At 59.7% G+C, this 15,468-nt stretch carries 12 protein-coding genes; 4 read left to right on the top strand and 8 right to left on the bottom strand.

Annotated features, from left to right (window positions below; genetic code table 11):
- Positions 1–2: 2 nt before the first annotated feature.
- Genes ureC through V8P86_RS16445 form a run of 3 tightly spaced genes read right to left on the bottom strand, consistent with a single transcriptional unit; the run spans position 3 to position 2,286 of the window.
- The gene (gene ureC, locus V8P86_RS16455) at positions 3–1,712 is read right to left on the bottom strand and encodes an urease subunit alpha (RefSeq protein WP_336328380.1); all 1,710 of its coding nucleotides are present in this window, start codon (positions 1,710–1,712) and stop codon (positions 3–5) included.
- Positions 1,709–2,092 carry an urease subunit beta gene (locus V8P86_RS16450; protein WP_336328379.1) on the bottom strand — a complete coding sequence of 128 codons (384 nt, stop codon included), beginning with the start codon at positions 2,090–2,092 and terminating at the stop codon, positions 1,709–1,711. The genes ureC and V8P86_RS16450 overlap by 4 nt, the downstream gene beginning before the upstream one ends.
- Before the next feature lie 35 nt (positions 2,093–2,127).
- Positions 2,128–2,286 carry a hypothetical protein gene (locus V8P86_RS16445; RefSeq protein ID WP_336328378.1) on the bottom strand — a complete coding sequence of 53 codons (159 nt, stop codon included), beginning with the start codon at positions 2,284–2,286 and terminating at the stop codon, positions 2,128–2,130.
- 303 nt (positions 2,287–2,589) lie between these two features.
- On the opposite strand from V8P86_RS16445, the gene V8P86_RS16440 reads away from it, so the two are divergent.
- Both V8P86_RS16440 and hisH read left to right on the top strand, forming a co-directional pair.
- The gene (locus tag V8P86_RS16440; RefSeq protein WP_336328377.1) at positions 2,590–3,195 is read left to right on the top strand and encodes a uracil-DNA glycosylase; all 606 of its coding nucleotides are present in this window, start codon (positions 2,590–2,592) and stop codon (positions 3,193–3,195) included.
- A gap of 61 nt (positions 3,196–3,256) precedes the next feature.
- Positions 3,257–3,931 (top strand): imidazole glycerol phosphate synthase subunit HisH, encoded by a 675-nt coding sequence (hisH, locus tag V8P86_RS16435; RefSeq protein WP_336328376.1) that lies wholly within the window; start codon positions 3,257–3,259, stop codon positions 3,929–3,931.
- Positions 3,932–3,933: 2 nt separating this feature from the next.
- Here the strand turns inward: hisH and V8P86_RS16430 are convergent, their stop codons facing one another.
- Positions 3,934–5,160, bottom strand: a complete 1,227-nt coding sequence (locus V8P86_RS16430) for a cation:proton antiporter regulatory subunit (RefSeq protein WP_336328375.1) — start codon at positions 5,158–5,160, stop codon at positions 3,934–3,936.
- A complete protein-coding gene (locus tag V8P86_RS16425) occupies positions 5,157–6,383 on the bottom strand; it encodes a potassium channel family protein (RefSeq protein ID WP_336328374.1) in 1,227 nt (408 codons plus the stop codon). The genes V8P86_RS16430 and V8P86_RS16425 overlap by 4 nt, the downstream gene beginning before the upstream one ends.
- A gap of 796 nt (positions 6,384–7,179) precedes the next feature.
- Here V8P86_RS16425 and V8P86_RS16420 point away from each other — a divergent pair.
- Both V8P86_RS16420 and artA read left to right on the top strand, forming a co-directional pair.
- Positions 7,180–11,706: a CARDB domain-containing protein gene (locus V8P86_RS16420; RefSeq protein ID WP_336328373.1), complete on the top strand. Its 4,527-nt coding sequence runs from the start codon at positions 7,180–7,182 to the stop codon at positions 11,704–11,706.
- A gap of 158 nt (positions 11,707–11,864) precedes the next feature.
- Complete coding sequence (gene artA / locus V8P86_RS16415) at positions 11,865–12,878, top strand: archaeosortase A (protein WP_336328372.1); 1,014 nt, start codon at positions 11,865–11,867, stop codon at positions 12,876–12,878.
- A gap of 9 nt (positions 12,879–12,887) precedes the next feature.
- Here the strand turns inward: artA and dph5 are convergent, their stop codons facing one another.
- The 3 genes from dph5 to V8P86_RS16400 all read right to left on the bottom strand — a co-directional run bounded on the left by dph5 (position 12,888) and on the right by V8P86_RS16400 (position 15,210).
- Positions 12,888–13,637 carry a diphthine synthase gene (gene dph5, locus V8P86_RS16410; RefSeq protein WP_336328371.1) on the bottom strand — a complete coding sequence of 250 codons (750 nt, stop codon included), beginning with the start codon at positions 13,635–13,637 and terminating at the stop codon, positions 12,888–12,890.
- Between the two features lie 119 nt (positions 13,638–13,756).
- Positions 13,757–15,064: a glutamate dehydrogenase GdhB gene (gdhB, locus tag V8P86_RS16405; protein WP_336328370.1), complete on the bottom strand. Its 1,308-nt coding sequence runs from the start codon at positions 15,062–15,064 to the stop codon at positions 13,757–13,759.
- Positions 15,065–15,066: 2 nt separating this feature from the next.
- Entirely contained in the window at positions 15,067–15,210 is a 144-nt protein-coding gene (locus V8P86_RS16400; RefSeq protein WP_336328369.1) for a rubrerythrin-like domain-containing protein, read from the bottom strand.
- Between the last annotated feature and the right edge of the window lie 258 nt (positions 15,211–15,468).

Below are 15,468 nucleotides of genomic sequence, written 5' to 3'. Positions count from 1 at the left end.
TGTTAGAGCATGTATCGTTGTGCGAGTGCGATTTCCTCGGCCGGTTCACAGGTGACGTGTTCGCCGTCGACTTCGACCTCGAAGGTCTGAGCGTCGATATCGATATCGTCGGGACAGTAATCGTTGTGCAGCATGTCCGACTTGCCCAGGTCGCGGGTGCCGCGGACCGGCCGGACAATCGACTCCAGTCCGTACTCCTCGCCGACGTTGTTCTCGTAGGCGCTCTCGCTGACGAAGGTCACCGAGAGTTCGTTTTTCGCCGAGCCCATCGCGCCGGCGCGTTCCCGCTGCATGACGGGTTCGCAGGTCATCAACGACCCGTTGGCTTCGCCCATCTGGCTGTGGACCGGGAAGCCACTCTTGATGACGTACTTCGGCTTGATGCCGAAAAATTCCGGCTCCCACAGCACGATGTCGGCCATCTTCCCTGGTTCCAGCGAGCCGATATACTCGTCGATGCCCGCGACCTTCGCGGGATTGTGGGTGTACTTCGCAACGTAGCGCTGAATCCGGTGGTTGTCCGCCGCCGTATCGCTGTCTTCGGGTAACTGGCCACGCTGCTGTTTCATCTTATCTGCGGTCTGCCAGGTGCGACAGATCACTTCGGCCATCCGGCCCATCGCCTGCGAGTCGGAGGTCATCATGCTGATCGCGCCCATGTCGTGGAGCACGTCCTCGGCGGCGATGGTTTCGGCTCGAATCCGCGACTCGGCGAAGGCCACGTCCTCGGGTACGTCGGGGTTGAGGTGGTGACAGACCATCACCATATCGAGGTGTTCGTCGAAGGTGTTCTCGGTGTAGGGCATCGAGGGATTCGTCGAGGAGGGCAGCATGTGCTCGTCGCCGATCAGTTCGAGCACGTCCGGCGCGTGGCCCCCGCCGGCACCTTCGATGTGGAAGGTGTGAATCGCCCGGCCGTCGATGGCCTCGAAGGTGTTCTCGACGAACCCGGATTCGTTCAGCGTGTCCGTGTGGATGCAGACCTGTACGTCCTCGTCCTCGGCGACGGCGAGGCAGGTGTCGACTGCGTCGGGTGTCGACCCCCAGTCCTCGTGAAGTTTGAGTCCGGCCGCGCCTGCTTCGATCTGTTCGATCAGCGGGTCGGGCTTGCTGCTGTTGCCCTTGCCGTAGAAGCCGACGTTCATCGGCCACTCATCGGCCGCTTGCAGGAAGCGCTCGATGTTCCGCGGGCCGGGCGTGCAGGTCGTCGCGCCGCCGCCGTAGCCGCCGCCGAACATCGTCGTGATTCCACTGGCGAGGGCGTGCTCGAACAACTGCGGGCTGTTGAAGTGGACGTGGATGTCGAAGGCGCCGGGCGTGGCGATGAGGCCGTCCGCCGGCACCGCGTCCGTGCTCGGGCCGATCACCAACTCGTCGTCGACGCCGTCCATCGTGTCAGGGTTGCCGGCCTTACCCAGCCCAACGATTTCGCCGTTCCGAACGCCGATATCGCCCTTCTGGACGCCCAGCACGGGATCGATCACGACGACGTTGCTGTACACCCAGTCGAGTGCGCCCTCCGCCTGCGTCGTCGACTGCATCCCCATGCCGTCGCGCATCGTCTTCCCGCCGCCGAAGACTGCCTCGTCGCCGGGCGTCGTGTGGTCGGTCTCGATTTCGGCCAGCAGCGAGGTGTCGCCAAGTCGGAGCCGATCACCTTCTGTCGGACCGAACAGGTCGGTGTACTCCTGCCGCGAGAGATCACGACTCATCGCTCGGCCCCCGCGAATCCATCTTCGGCGGCCGCGTCGAGGGCCGCTTCTCTCGTTTCTTCGTCGCCGAGGTCACCGTTGATCAGTCCCGCCATGCCGTGGACGATCCGGTTACCACCGATAGCGACGAGGTCGACCTCTCGTTCGGTGCCGGGTTCGAAGCGAATCGCCGTCCCGGCGGGGATATCGAGTCGCATCCCGTAGGCGGCCTCGCGGTCGAAATCGAGGCCAGGATTGGTCTCGAAAAAATGAAAGTGCGAACCGACCTGTACCGGTCGGTCGCCCGTGTTTTCGACCGTGACAGTCGCCGTCTCTCGACCCTCGTTGATCGTGACTTCCTCGTCCGCGGGGAGCAGTTCGCCGGGGACGATGTCACTCACCGATCTCACCTCCGCTGTACTGTTCACTCATCGTCTCAGTTCGCCGATTCGGCTGATTCACTGCCCATTCGCGCACGAATCTTTTCCGAGCGAGTCCCGAGCAGTAGCCCGGTGACGAACGTGAGAAACGAGGGGATAGCGATCCACAGGAAGTCTGGATGGTCGATACCGATGTGCAGTGCTGTTTCGAGCATATGCCCACTCTGGAAGCAGGATAGTATAGTACTCTGGTGCGAGCAAGATTTGCAATATTAGCTACTTCTGTTTACAAACATCTATATTTCTCTAATCCATCTCTCTATTTTGAAGATATAAGACTTATATTCCAGATCAAGTTGAATATATTTTTATAGTATTCACTGAAAGCGGTTTTCGAATATTTTGTATCTCTGTGGGTCTGGATTGGACAGTCGAATTGTGGCCGGTCTGGTGTTCGTAATTCTGGTTCCAGGCCCGGGATGGGAGCTACTAATACCGCCGGGGGCGTTGACCCAGGTATGACTGACGACGGTTCCGAGTGCTGGGACGAGTCGGCGACAGCCGTCACCGGGTGTGAGCGCTGTCCCGCGCTCGTCGAGTCACGGAGTCGGATGGTCAACGGCGTGGGACCGACGGATGCCGACCTGCTGTTCGTCGGCGAGGCCCCGGGTGCCAACGAGGACGAACAGGGCGAACCCTTCGTCGGCCGCAGCGGCGACGTCCTCGACGAGGGATTGCGCGATGTCGGCCTCGCTCGACAGGATGTGCGGATCACCAACTGTGTTCGCTGTCGACCGCCAGAGAATCGCGATCCGACCACCGACGAACGGGCCAACTGCCGGGGCTATCTCGACCGCGAAATCGCGGCCGTCGATCCCGAACTCGTCATCACGCTCGGGAAAGTTCCCGCCGAACTGCTGTTGGATCGCTCGGTCGCCGTCACGAGCGAGGCCGGTGATATCGACGATCTGACGGTTGATGAGTCGACGTGGCAAGTGCTTCTCTGTGTCCATCCGGCCGCGACGCTGTACGACCCCAGCCAGCAGGACGCCTTCGACGCTGCGCTGCAGACTGCCGTCGAGTATGCGGGCGATGGCGGTCAGTCGACGTTCGGGGAGTTCTGAACGCCGAACGCAGACAACCGGAAAGCGAACCCACTTACTGGGGGACATCGTACGCGGGGACATGAGTGGCCAGCAACAGACTGTGGCGGAGGTGGCCGTCGTCGATTACGGCCTCGGAAACCTGCGAAGCGTTACCCGCGGACTCGAACGGGCGGGTGCAGCCGTCGACGTGACCGACGACCCCGGTGCAATCGCCGACGCGGACGGAATCGTCCTGCCCGGCGTCGGCGCGTTCAGCGAAGGGATGGATAACGCCGGTCCGTTCCGCGAACTGCTCGTCGAGGAAGCCGAGGCTGGCACCCCGCTGTTCGGGATCTGTCTGGGGATGCAGATGCTCCTGACGACCAGCGAGGAGGCCGACCACGAGGGCGAAGGCGAGGTCGAAGGACTCGATCTCATCCCGGGCAAGAACGTTCGCTTTCCCGACACTGTCAAGGTCCCACAGATGGGCTGGAACAATCTCTCGGTCGAGCGCGAGCACCCGCTCGTGACTGGTCCGGCAGGCAGCGACTCGGACCGAAACGTCGACGGCGAGTACGCCTACTTTGTTCACTCCTATTACGCACAACCGGCCGATTCCGACGCCGTTGTCGCCACGACGGAGTACGGCACCGACTTCGCGAGCATCGTCGCGAACGAGGAAGGCAACGTCTTCGGCACGCAGTTCCACCCCGAGAAATCCGGCGAGACGGGGCTGACGATCCTCCGCAACTTCGTCGACCTCTGCGCCGAGTAACGCTACCGTCGCAACTTCCAGAACCGCAGTCCGGACCGCTTCGAGGCGAGTTCCGCGGTCTCATCTTCTGCCGGCGGCTCGTACGGCTCCGGCCCCGTTGCCGACGCTTCGACGCGGCGTAACTGCCTCGGATGACCGATCACGTACAGCCGTTCGCCCGCCTCGATTGCTCGACTGCGCTGGGGAATCGTTTCCGTTTCGCCGTCCGCTCGCTCGACCGCGATGACGGTGAGTCCGAGTGATCCAATCGATTTCCCCGCAAGGGTTGCATCCTCCGTAACGGTGAAAGAACTCATCGTCTCGTCGGCCTGTCGAAGCATGCTCGCAAACAGCCGGTCGGCCCGCTCGTCGACGGGCAGTGTCATCAATCGATACTCTGTTTCGGGATCGAGGGTCGTGATGATTCCCTCCCTCGCGCTGACCGTCGCTGTGGTGTCTGTCGCTGCGCGCAACTCCGCCGTGCCGACTCGTTTCTCGCCACGCCAGATCTGGACGGTATCACCGGGGCTGGCAGTCAGGGCAGGATCGGCCACGATTGCCGTCGCCGCTGCGCTCGGCGGGAGCGTTGGTCCGATCCCTGCCTCCCGGCCACCGACGGCGAGGAAGGTCACCTCTCCCTCGACGGTCAGTTCGACGTCGACGTGTGCAACACCGTACTCTTTCCTGAGTTTCGTCCGCAGCGCCTCGCGGAGTTCCTCGACAGTCAGCCCGCGAGAGAAGGTGTACGTCTTCCCGGCGAGATCGGTCTTGGTCGCCGTCGATACGGGGTCGTACCCGTCGATGTCCTCGATTTCTTCGGGCAGTTCGAGCACGATAAACCGGCCGGTGGCTCGAACGAACGGGCTGATCCGTGGATTGAGACTGTGTCGGAGTCGTCTCGATCTGCCGTACCGGTCGCCGAGTTGCCAGCCGCCGAGTGCCGTGATCGCGCTAGCGACGAGGATCACGAGGTTGAACCCGACGACGACGGGATTCAGGATTTCCTCGCCGCCGCCGAGAAACTGGACGAGTGCGATCCGGCCGTTGAGATAGATTGCAACGGAGCCGAGTCCGAGCAACAGTGCCGCCCCGTCGGGTAACTGATTGCCGGTCCGCCACCGGAACAGAAACGCCGAGAGGGCTGCGATCCCGGCCGACAGAAGCGCCAGCCCCACGAACTGGGAGCCGACCCGGATGACCGCGAGTTCCCCGAGTCGCTCCGGAAGTCCACTCCCGATCAGTGTGATCATTCTGCCGCCTCCCGGAACGACTCGATTGCAGTCGCAGTTCCCGTAATGACTAATTCGTCGCCGGCAGCGAGTCGTATCGACCGCGGCGGCGCGACCAGTCGCTCGGTGCTGCGACGGACCGCGAGCACGGCGACCCCGAACTTCTCCCGGAACTTCGCGTCTTCCAGTGCGATCTCATCGAACGGACTCCCGGGTGAGATTGTCACGACCTGAAACTGGTTGTCCTCCCGTTCCAGCACGTCGAGAGCCTCGTATTCTCTGTTTGTCCCACGAGAGTTGACCGTCAGTTTCGCCACGTCCTCCCGGACGACCCGCCGCGCCTCCTCCGGTGGGAGTGCAACCGTCACCGAGCCATGCCCACCGGTTGTCGTCGGGGCCTGGGGCGGTCGTTCGGCAACCTCCTCGTCCGTCCCGCCATCGGTTTCTACCGCTGTGGACTGTTTCGTCTCGCTCGTCGGGGCCAGCCCATCCGTTTTGGCACTGACGACAGTTCCGCTGACGGTCCCGTTCGACAACGCGAGTGTCACCTGATCACCGATCGCCAGCCCAGTCGGGAGCAGTGTCCGGATCGAAACCGCCCGCTTTCCGGTGGGGATCCGTCGAGAGAGTCCCGCCGTTTCGGGCGCAGCCGTGATCTCTGCCAACCCTTCCGAATCGATCGAGACAGTTACGTCCGCCAGCGAGTACGCGTCGGTCAGTTTCTCGGCCACCTTCGTCTCCAGTTCCGCGACTGACAACCCGACGGGGAACTTCCACGTGCTCGCCTGGATCGCCTGGCGTGTCTCCTCGGACAGGGGCGGATACCCCTCGATATCCTCGACGGTCAGGGGTTCGATCTTAATCTGCCCGTAGGTATCGACCCGTTCGAGAAACTCCGTCGAGAAATCCGCACTGCGAAGCCGAGACAGCGTGAGTTGGCGAGGAACGCTCGCTCCGAGTTTGTCACCCTGTGCGTGGGCCCACAGCGAGAGCATCAACACGACCAAAATTGCGGCGACCCCCGCGGTGCTCTGTGCGACGTTCTCCTCGAGCAGCCCAAGCAACCCGCCGGAGATGCCGGCCAGCCCCCCCGCCAAGACGACGACACCGAGGCCCGGAATGCTCACACCGGTGAGATACTTGAATCCAAACCCAAGTGCGAACGAAACGAGCGCCGGGAAAATCCCGGCGAGGATCCCCAAATAGAGACCGAACCCGACTTCGACGGCGAGTCCCGAAACCATAGTTTCCGTGCTCGCTGACGGAACTTGAAACGTTCGACCGTAACCGACCCGAATCGTTTTGCCCCGCGGTGCTGGCCGTTGGCTATGGATCGGGACAGAGGGCACATCCTCGCAGGCTTGTTGGAAGTTCTTACGGCTCTGTCGGCGCTCGTTCTTCTCTGGTCTCGCTTCTCGAAGCGGTCGATCTCCTCGCCGGGAATACTGACCACCAGCAAGTGGGATCCCAAATCAAGTCTTCGCGTGCACACGGGAGCGAACAGTCCGCGCGTGAGACTGAAATTCCGATTACTGACGATCTATTTCCGATCAGTTGCCGGTCGTTCTCTGGTTGTGTCTTGTTATTTGTTCTCACTCCCATCGATTGGATCGGGAACAATTTTATCTACAATCTGTCGACAGAAAAATCACTCAGACGGCTGCTGTCGAGTCATTTCGGCAGTTTTCTGATTTCGTGATCGAGAATTCGATGCGTTTTTGTCTGGGTGGCGTCGATGATCTGAGTCGTCGTCTCGCTAGTATGTCAGACGGCCGTCAGACATTGCTGGATTTTACGAGCGATTTCGACAGATCTTGCCGCAGGGGACTCAAAACAGCAGTATTTGTGGTGTGTCAAACTGTCTCGAACCTCTCTGATGAACACAAAGCATTTATAACCTCCACTGGAATGAGACTCTGTGCCCCTGCCCATGGTGACAGTAGTGAGTAAACCGGCTTCGGTTGCAGGTCAGCAGGTTGGCGATGACGAGTGCCGGTCGAAAGCTGCCGTCGCCGCGGCTAACACAACTAAACATCAAACATGACAGACAACTCAGATATACGCGAAAAATCACGCGCGGTCTTCCTGGCCGCCGTGATGGTGTTGTCGATGGTTGCGATGTCCGCCACATTCGTTGGTGGCGTCGCAGCGCTCAATGAGGATTCGCTCACTGACGCAACTACGAGCGTAAACCTCGACGACACCACCGCAGGTACAGACGCACAGTATACAATTAATGCATCGAGTTTGGGCGGCCAAAGCTCTAGTTCCGACACCGCCGCATACATCTCGGTCGACTTTGACAACACAGCCGCTAGCCCAGGCAGCATCTCAGCTAGTGATGTTCTTGTCGAAGAAGACGGTAACGACAAGGATGTCGCAGGCACGTTCGAGCTGAACAGCGAGACTCTCGTTATCAACATAAGCGAAGATACTCTCGCCGATGATACGAACAACCTCGGGGTCGTCATTGACGGCGTTACGAACCCAGGCGCTGGCTCGTACAATCTGGCCCTCGGACTTCACGAGGAGGACGGTAACAGTCCGGAAAGTAGTGCCTTCACTACCGATACGGCAAGCTACGACATTGTCGACGATGGTGTTGAGCTTGGCGCCACCGGGCTGACTGTTGACACCCCTACTGGAGACCAGACTGCATACACCACTCCGGTCGATCGTGCTTCCGGTAACGCACGGGGCGCTGCTGGAGTGAACTTTGCTGATAGCACTGAGAGCAATCTCGGGATCCCGTACGGACTCGGTCCATTCAATGAGGCTGGATCCACGCCCAATGTGTCCGTCGACCATACCGTCGAGCTTGATTCCGTCCCAAGCACCGGCGACGGGACTGACGAAATTATTCTCGACTTCAGTGACAGCGTCGATGCTGGCCTTGATCTCAATGTCGAAACGGGCTCTATCGAAACGATATTCGAGAATACGGTCGCAGGGGCCAGTGATGTCTCTGTCACGAACACATCGAGCACAGTGGTAATCGAGTACTCGCTCGACAATGCTGACGAATTCGGTGGCTCTGGTTCGACTGCCAATCTCGCCCTTACTGACGGCGAAATCAGCTTCGAGGTTGAGGAACCGATCGAAGGCGTTGACATCGACGGTTCTTCAGTCCTTGACCACGCAGTTGAGACCAACGGTGAGGACGACGAAGATTCGTACCGTCTCGTCGACACCGGCGAGCTCACGCTTGACTACCGGGACTTCACTTACGACGATGGATCGCCATCGAGTTCGATAGACACGGAGTTCCCTGCCGCGCTCAGTGTCGCTCAAGCTTCACCTACTCTCACCGCTCCTGATGATGCTAACATTGACACGCAGGGTGTCAATGCATTTGCTGGTACGGACATCACAGTTCTAGGCAGCAGCACCGGTGACAGCTTCAGCGTCTACACTGCTGATACGAATGATGCTGGCGAGCTGGTCCTTGGCAACGAAGTAGACGATGTCAACCCAGTCGGTACTGCACCTGGTGACGCGCAGACTATCGATACGGGTGAACTGCCTGACGCGAACGGCGAATACTTCATCCAGCACGACCAGGGCGACGCTACCAACCTGTTCTACGTCGATCTCCGATCTCTGGATCTCAGTGCTTCCACTGACGACGAGATCTCGACTGAAGACGACATCCAGATCGACGTGTCCGCTGACGATATCGGTTCTACCGATACTGGCGGACAGGTTCAGGCCTGGTTCTATGAAGCAGGTGACTCGCCGAGCGCAGCAAACACCATCCACGTTGATACGGACGAACTCAATGGTGACGGAGAGGCTACCCTCTCCGCCGACCCCGTCGACGACCTCGACGGCACTGGTGAATACCAGGCAATTGTCGCTCACGTCGAGTCCGGCGAATTCGTCCTGACCGAAACGGTCAATGTCGTCGAGCCGCTTGACGAGAACGTCGAAATTGTCCAGCCGCGACAGACTGACGACTCATACGCTCGCGGTGACCTCATGGAGTTCGAGGTTAACCTCGAGGGTACTGATACGGCAACGATCACCTTCGGTGACCGCGCAGCCGGTCAGAACGTCGAAATCAACTACACTGTTCAGACCGAGGAAGTTGGCGGCACTGCTAACTTCTACGTGAACACCTTCCAGCTCGGCGACGGTGCAATTGCGAACGCAACCGTCCCGAACAGCGATGCTGACGGTGACGACCGCATCGACGGCGTCGACTGGGGTGACGAGGAACACGGTATCATCGCACAGGACGGGACGACGGTTGTCAACGCTGAAGCCCACGAGAACACCCGCATTGGTGGTGGCTCCAACGATAACGTCTCCCGACGTGTCGTCATTGGCGACGGCAACTACGACCTGACGGCCTCGCCTGGCGAGACGGCGTACACCGAAGACGAAGCAATCGCGACTGACAACAGCATCGTGCGAATCGAAGAGCGCTCCTCCGGCAACCTCAGTGCCTGGAACGCTCCGACTCCGGGAGACGAAGCGGCAATCTCGGAAATCGAATTCGTCGATTCCGAAGACTCAGATGTCTTCGACATCGAAGCTGCAATCGAACAAGATCTGATCAACCCACAGAATGGCGTCACCGCGCTGAATGACATCCTCGTCCTGCAGTTCAACGCAACCGGTCTTGAAGGTCTCCTCGCAGACCAGGCAGAGGATAACGGTGACCTTGACGAGTTCCTCAACCGCAATGAGGACCACGTTGTGACAGAAGCCTTCGAGAACAGCGACTTCGTTGACCTGGCAACCAACCAGAGTGCGGATCAGGTTAGCGAAATCGTTGACGCAGCTCTCGAAGAGGACGAAGCCGAAAACAACCTCCCAGAGAGTGAGGACCCCGTGTTCGGTAACGAGGCCACGCTTGACCTCTCAAGCACGGACGTTCTCGCTGGAACGAACGACCGCGAGGGCGCTCGTTCCAACCTCAACGAGTACTTCCTGACCATCACGGTCGATGAGGACAACATCGATGATGTGAAAGGATTCAGCGAAGACTCCTACGCACCGAATGAGGATGTGGATTCCAGAACTGCTGACGACGAAATCCCAACGACTGTCGAGAAACCAGTTCTGTTCAACACCACATTCACGCTATCGTCCGGTCTCGATGAATCGAACGCCTCAGAATTCCCGGAGAACGGACTCTTCGGTGAAACCAGCGAGCAGTTCCTCAACTGGGAACTCCAGAACGACACCGTCGAACTCGACGATGTCCAGGAGACCGAAGACGGCCCACGCCTCTTCGTGCCTGCGCAGGACAACTACACCATCGAAGGTGAGACGAACATCGCCGCAGGAACGTCGATGACCTCACAGACGCAGACCGCGTCTGGCGAGGACCCGGCGTTCTTCTATCCGAACGAGTTCACCGTTGAGTACGTCGAAGACGGTCCGAACGCGATCAGCTTCAGTGAGAACTTCTTCAGCAGCGACGAGATTGCTGAAGGCGAGAACTTCGCAGGCGCTGACTTCCGGATGACTATCCGACGCTCGCGCCTGCCCGGAAACCTCATCCCGAACGCTCCGCGACGGGGCCTCCCGGGTACGATTTCCGAGATCACTGAGGTCAACGCACACACCTTCGAGGACCAGCAGACTGCTGGTGCAACGATCAACGTCGCAGAGGTTAACGTCAGCGAGAGCGCTGTCGTTGAGATCCGCGACGCCGACGGTAACGCACTCGGCAACGCTTCTGTCCCCGAGGGCGAAAGCACTAACGTGACGGTCGTCCTCGACGAAGAACTCGAGGTCGGCCAGGAAGCTGAACTCACCTCTGTCATCCTCGACGAGGATGGCAACGAGTTCTCCGAAGGTCCGGCAACCCAGACTGCAACCGTCGAAGTGACGGAAGACTCTGGTGTCGGTACGACCTTCCTCGTCGAGAACCTACAGCCTGTCTCGGCAACCGTCGAGCCGGGCGCAACGATCGAGGAGATCACCGCCGACGTTACCAACATCGGTAGCGCTGGTGAGCAGACTGTCGAACTCCTCCTCGACGACGAGGTTCAGGACAGCCAGAACGTCTCGCTCGAGAACGGCGAGAGCACGACGGTCACCTTCGAGGACGTTACCGCTCCGGACTCTGAAGGAACCTACACGCACGCGATCGCCAGCGAAGACCAGACCGCATCTGGTCAGCTGACGGTCGAAGCACCTGAAGAGGCCAACTTCCAGCTCTCGCTCGACAGCGGACCGAGCGAGGTCGAAACTGGTGCCGACATCACTGCGGAAGTGACTGTCGAAAACACCGGTGGACAGGAAGCCACCCAGACGATCACCTTCACCTTCGACGGTGAGGAAGTCGGTAGCACGGAAGTCACCCTCGGCGCGGGCGAAACCGCAACCGAGAGCTTCAGTGCATCCGCACCTGACAGTGCTGGTGACTACGACTGGGAGATCGCCTCCGACGACGACTCCATCTCGCAGACGCTGACCGTCACTGACGGCGGCGACGGCGATGGAGACGACGGCGACAGCTCCGACGACGGTGGACCTGGCTTCGGCATCGCCGCAGCCCTGGTCGCACTGCTCGGTGCTGCGCTGCTCGCCTACCGGCGACAGCAGAACTAACGACCGGACGTAGTTCGGTCGTCACTTGCGGTTCACTTTCTTTTATTTTCACACCGAATAGCGGCGACGCCGTGGTTCCTGTTCTGCTGATCAGTCTTCACTCTGCTGAGTACCGTAACAATAAGACATATACTCGCGATAACCCAACGGGTGTGTAGATGCTCGGCCAGATCAACGACGCCTTCGCCGCCCTCGGAGGGTACGCCGAACCGGTTGGCTGGCTCACTTTGGGATTGTTCACTATCGCTGTCGTGCTCGAAGCGGTCGACCGCGAGTACGCCCGAACCGTCTACGTCGGCGCGTGGATCATCTTCTCAGTCTTTGCGTTGATGCTCATTCAGCCGTTTCTCGTCGTCGATCAGAGTGTAGTCCGTGGTGTCGGTGCGATACTTGCGGTTCCGCTTTCGCTCATGGCTGCGAAAGTGTTCTACGAGGGACGAGACTCGCTGTTCACGCTCTCACGGGCGATTGCCATCATGGGGTTCATCTACGTGCCGTTTCTGATGATCGACGCGATCCGCGAGCCGTTGATCTTGCTCGTTACAAATCATACGAGTACGATTATCGAATTGTTGGGGTACAACCCACCCGTCGTTACTGAGCTGTCGGATCTGACAGCCCAGCAGATCCCTGCCGGATCGAACCCTGATACCACCCGGGAGATCACTGCGAAAACACAGATGTACGACAACACGTTCGTGTTCTTCAATGGCGACGGGACAATCACCTATACCATCCTTCTCGACTGTACGGGGATCGGAAGCATGGCTGTGGTCCTTGGGTTGGTCAATGGTGTGAGTGCGGACTGGCGTCGCAAACTCAAGGCGAGCGCGCTTGCGATCGGGATCATCTACGTACTGAATCTCGTTCGCAACGTCTTCATCGCACTCTCGTACGGACACCAGTACGCACACTTCTTCCCAGATCTAACGATGACTGTCTGGGGACTGGAGAACTCCCTGCGGGTCTCGTATATCTGGGCTGACCGGATCATGGCACAGAGCGCCTCCGTCGTCGCCATGCTCCTCATCATCTGGCTGATGGTCCGGATTGTCCCCGAAGTGATGGAACCGATCGAAGACCTGCTCTACTTGCTGACCGGTGAGGAACACGACCTCTCCGCGGCACTGAACGTCGATACCGAAGAGAAACAGCCCGATCCGGCGGACTGATCCGGGCGGTTACTCGTCTTCGAGTCCTGCCAGTTCTGATAGCGCGTCTTTTTCGATGGGATGTAATTCGCCTGGAATCACGAGTAGGTGTAGCGGGTCGCCGAACGACCCGTCGGCGAGTTCTGTGAGAGGGCCTGCCTGGACCGTCGGATCGTCGCTGCCGGCTTGCCCGATCACCACACCTGTCGTGTCGAGTTCTGTGGCGAGTTGTCCTGCTGCGGCGTCTCCGGTCAGAAACCGATCGTTCTCTCCATCGATGTCGAGATAGACGATCGTATGCAGCCCGCGGTCGCGGTTGGCCTGAATCGTCTCGACAACGCTTGCGGGGACGCCGCCGTGAGTTTCTTCGAAGGGAAGCGTCGTCGCCTTGCCGAAGCGGTAGTTCTGGAGCCCCGTGAGTGAACTCGCTGCGGTCTGGGCTGTCGTCCCGTGGATCACCTGCGTCTCGATGCCGCTGTCGTGGGCGCGAAGCCGAAGGTCGACGTGTGTCGTCGAGATCATCGTATCTCCGGCAGTGAGAAAGGCCGCGTGGCCGTCTTCGGCGGCCTCGAGAATGGGCTCTGGATCCTGTTCGACACCAGCCCGGTCCCGGACCTCGATTTCGATGTCGTGTGTCGATTCGAGTGTCTCGAGAGCAGTTCCGGCGAGTCGGCTCGTGTACCACTCTACGAAGGCCGTATCTGCTGTCGCGAGTGCGTCGCGGCCGCGGACCGTGATCGACCGCTCGTCGTACAGACCAAGTCCAACAAACGAAAGCATACCGTGAGTTGGTCGGCGAGGCGCATAATTGCTCGCACTTCTCGTGCTGTCATAGCTCCCCACCACTCCGCGATGACCGACAGATCTGTGAGTCGACCGTGGTCGAAAGAATTTGACTGTTAGGGCCACAGACCACGTGTCTCGTGGGCTTCGGCGATCCGTGAGAGCGCAACGATGTACGCCGCATCTCGCCAGGTCACATCGTTTGCCTCGTACGCGACACAGACATCTTCCCACGCGTCGACCATCTCCGATTCGAGTTCGTTGTTGACTCGCTCGAGTGACCACGCCCGGCGGTTGATATCCTGCAGCCACTCGAAATACGAGACGGTGACCCCACCCGCGTTGGCGAGAATGTCGGGGATCACGGGTAGGTTTCGGTCTGCGAAGATCTCTTCAGCAGCGGTCGTCGTCGGTCCGTTTGCACCCTCGACGATGAGATCTGCCTCGATGTCGTCGGCGTTGTCCTCTGTCAGAACGTTGCCGACCGCGGCGGGGACGAGTACGTCGACATCGAGTTCGAGCAGTTCGTCGTTCGTCACCAGATGTGGAACGTCTTGCTGAGTAACGGCCTCTGGTTTCTCGTCGTGGGACGGAATCGCATGGGTGTCGAGTCCGTTCGGATCGTACACTCCCCCGTTGACATCGCTGACGGCGACGACCGTTCCGCCCCAGTCGTTGAGCAGTCGCGCAGCGTTCGCAGCGACGCTTCCGTACCCCTGCATGGCGATAGTCGTCTCCTCGATATCGCGGTCGTAGTACCGGAGCACCTCGCGGGTGATGATCGCAACGCTTCGCCCGGGTGCTTCCTCGCGGCCTTTACTTCCCCCGACGACCGGCGGTTTCCCCGTGACGACGCCCGGAATCGTTTCGCCCTCCTGCATCGAGTAGGCGTCCATCAGCCACGCCATCGTCTGTGAGTCCGTTCCCATATCGGGGGCAGGGATGTCTTTCGTCGGTCCGATGACGCCGCGGATCTCCTCGGTGAATCGGCGGGTCAGGCGCTCCTTTTCCTCCGCGGACAACTCTTTCGGGTTGACCGCAACTCCGCCTTTCGCACCACCGAATGGGAGATCCATCACCGCGCACTTCCATGTCATCCACATACTGAGTCCGACACACTCGTCGCGGGTCACCTCGGGGTGAAATCGAAGCCCTCCCTTGTACGGCCCGCGGACGCTGTCGTGGTGGGCCCGATACCCAGTGAACACCTCGACAGTCCCGTCGTCTCGCTCGACTGGGACTGTCACCTCCTGCACCTTCGTCGGGTGTCGAAGTCGTTCGACGATATTCGAGTCGATTTCGAGATGCTCGACGGCGTGGTTGAGTTGCCGTCGTGCGGTTTCGACTGCGGTCTCCGCATAACTCTCTCCGGTCGACTGTGCCGTCTGCGTCTCAGGATCGTCTGCTGTCGGTTCAGATGCCATGCTTACTCAAGCGGTGTCTGGCGATTCCGCATCTCACCCCCGCAATCAGGACAGTTCTCGGGTTGGTTTGTCGCGTAGGTGATCAGGCCACACTCGAAGCACTCGTACGGTGTCTCTGTATCGCGGTGTTGTTCGACATCTCTCATATGAATCCACGAGTGCCAGTTGTCTGCCGGCACTCATTAAGGTATTGTAGGTGTTTAAGGTAATAGTTTGGGGGTGAATACGAAGTGGGACTGTCCACGCACTCGCTGTCCTCGTTGTCCTCCTGTTTGGCCGGTTACCCTCGAATTAGGCTTGATGCTTCGTCCCACGGGGGTGGTTCGATTCCAGTACGCCTGATTTGATATCGCGACATATGATTTATTTCTGGCCGTTCAGACGGCCCCGACACAACCATTAGG

This window comes from Halovenus anhuiensis (genome assembly GCF_037080055.1).
Taxonomy (GTDB): Archaea; Halobacteriota; Halobacteria; order Halobacteriales; family Haloarculaceae; genus Halovenus.
Note: the sequence above shows the minus strand (reverse complement) of the source record. Positions and strands in the feature narration are given on the sequence as shown.

Coding starts and splice junctions, on each gene's coding strand:
- V8P86_RS16430 (WP_336328375.1), bottom strand. CDS start 5,160: ATGATCACACTGATCGGGAGTGGACTTCCGGAGCGACTCGGGGAACTC.
- dph5 (WP_336328371.1), bottom strand. CDS start 13,637: ATGCTTTCGTTTGTTGGACTTGGTCTGTACGACGAGCGGTCGATCACG.
- gdhB (WP_336328370.1), bottom strand. CDS start 15,064: ATGGCATCTGAACCGACAGCAGACGATCCTGAGACGCAGACGGCACAG.
- V8P86_RS16400 (WP_336328369.1), bottom strand. CDS start 15,210: ATGAGAGATGTCGAACAACACCGCGATACAGAGACACCGTACGAGTGC.
- V8P86_RS16420 (WP_336328373.1), top strand. CDS start 7,180: ATGACAGACAACTCAGATATACGCGAAAAATCACGCGCGGTCTTCCTG.
- hisH (WP_336328376.1), top strand. CDS start 3,257: ATGAGTGGCCAGCAACAGACTGTGGCGGAGGTGGCCGTCGTCGATTAC.
- artA (WP_336328372.1), top strand. CDS start 11,865: ATGCTCGGCCAGATCAACGACGCCTTCGCCGCCCTCGGAGGGTACGCC.
- V8P86_RS16425 (WP_336328374.1), bottom strand. CDS start 6,383: ATGGTTTCGGGACTCGCCGTCGAAGTCGGGTTCGGTCTCTATTTGGGG.
- V8P86_RS16445 (WP_336328378.1), bottom strand. CDS start 2,286: ATGCTCGAAACAGCACTGCACATCGGTATCGACCATCCAGACTTCCTG.
- V8P86_RS16440 (WP_336328377.1), top strand. CDS start 2,590: ATGACTGACGACGGTTCCGAGTGCTGGGACGAGTCGGCGACAGCCGTC.
- ureC (WP_336328380.1), bottom strand. CDS start 1,712: ATGAGTCGTGATCTCTCGCGGCAGGAGTACACCGACCTGTTCGGTCCG.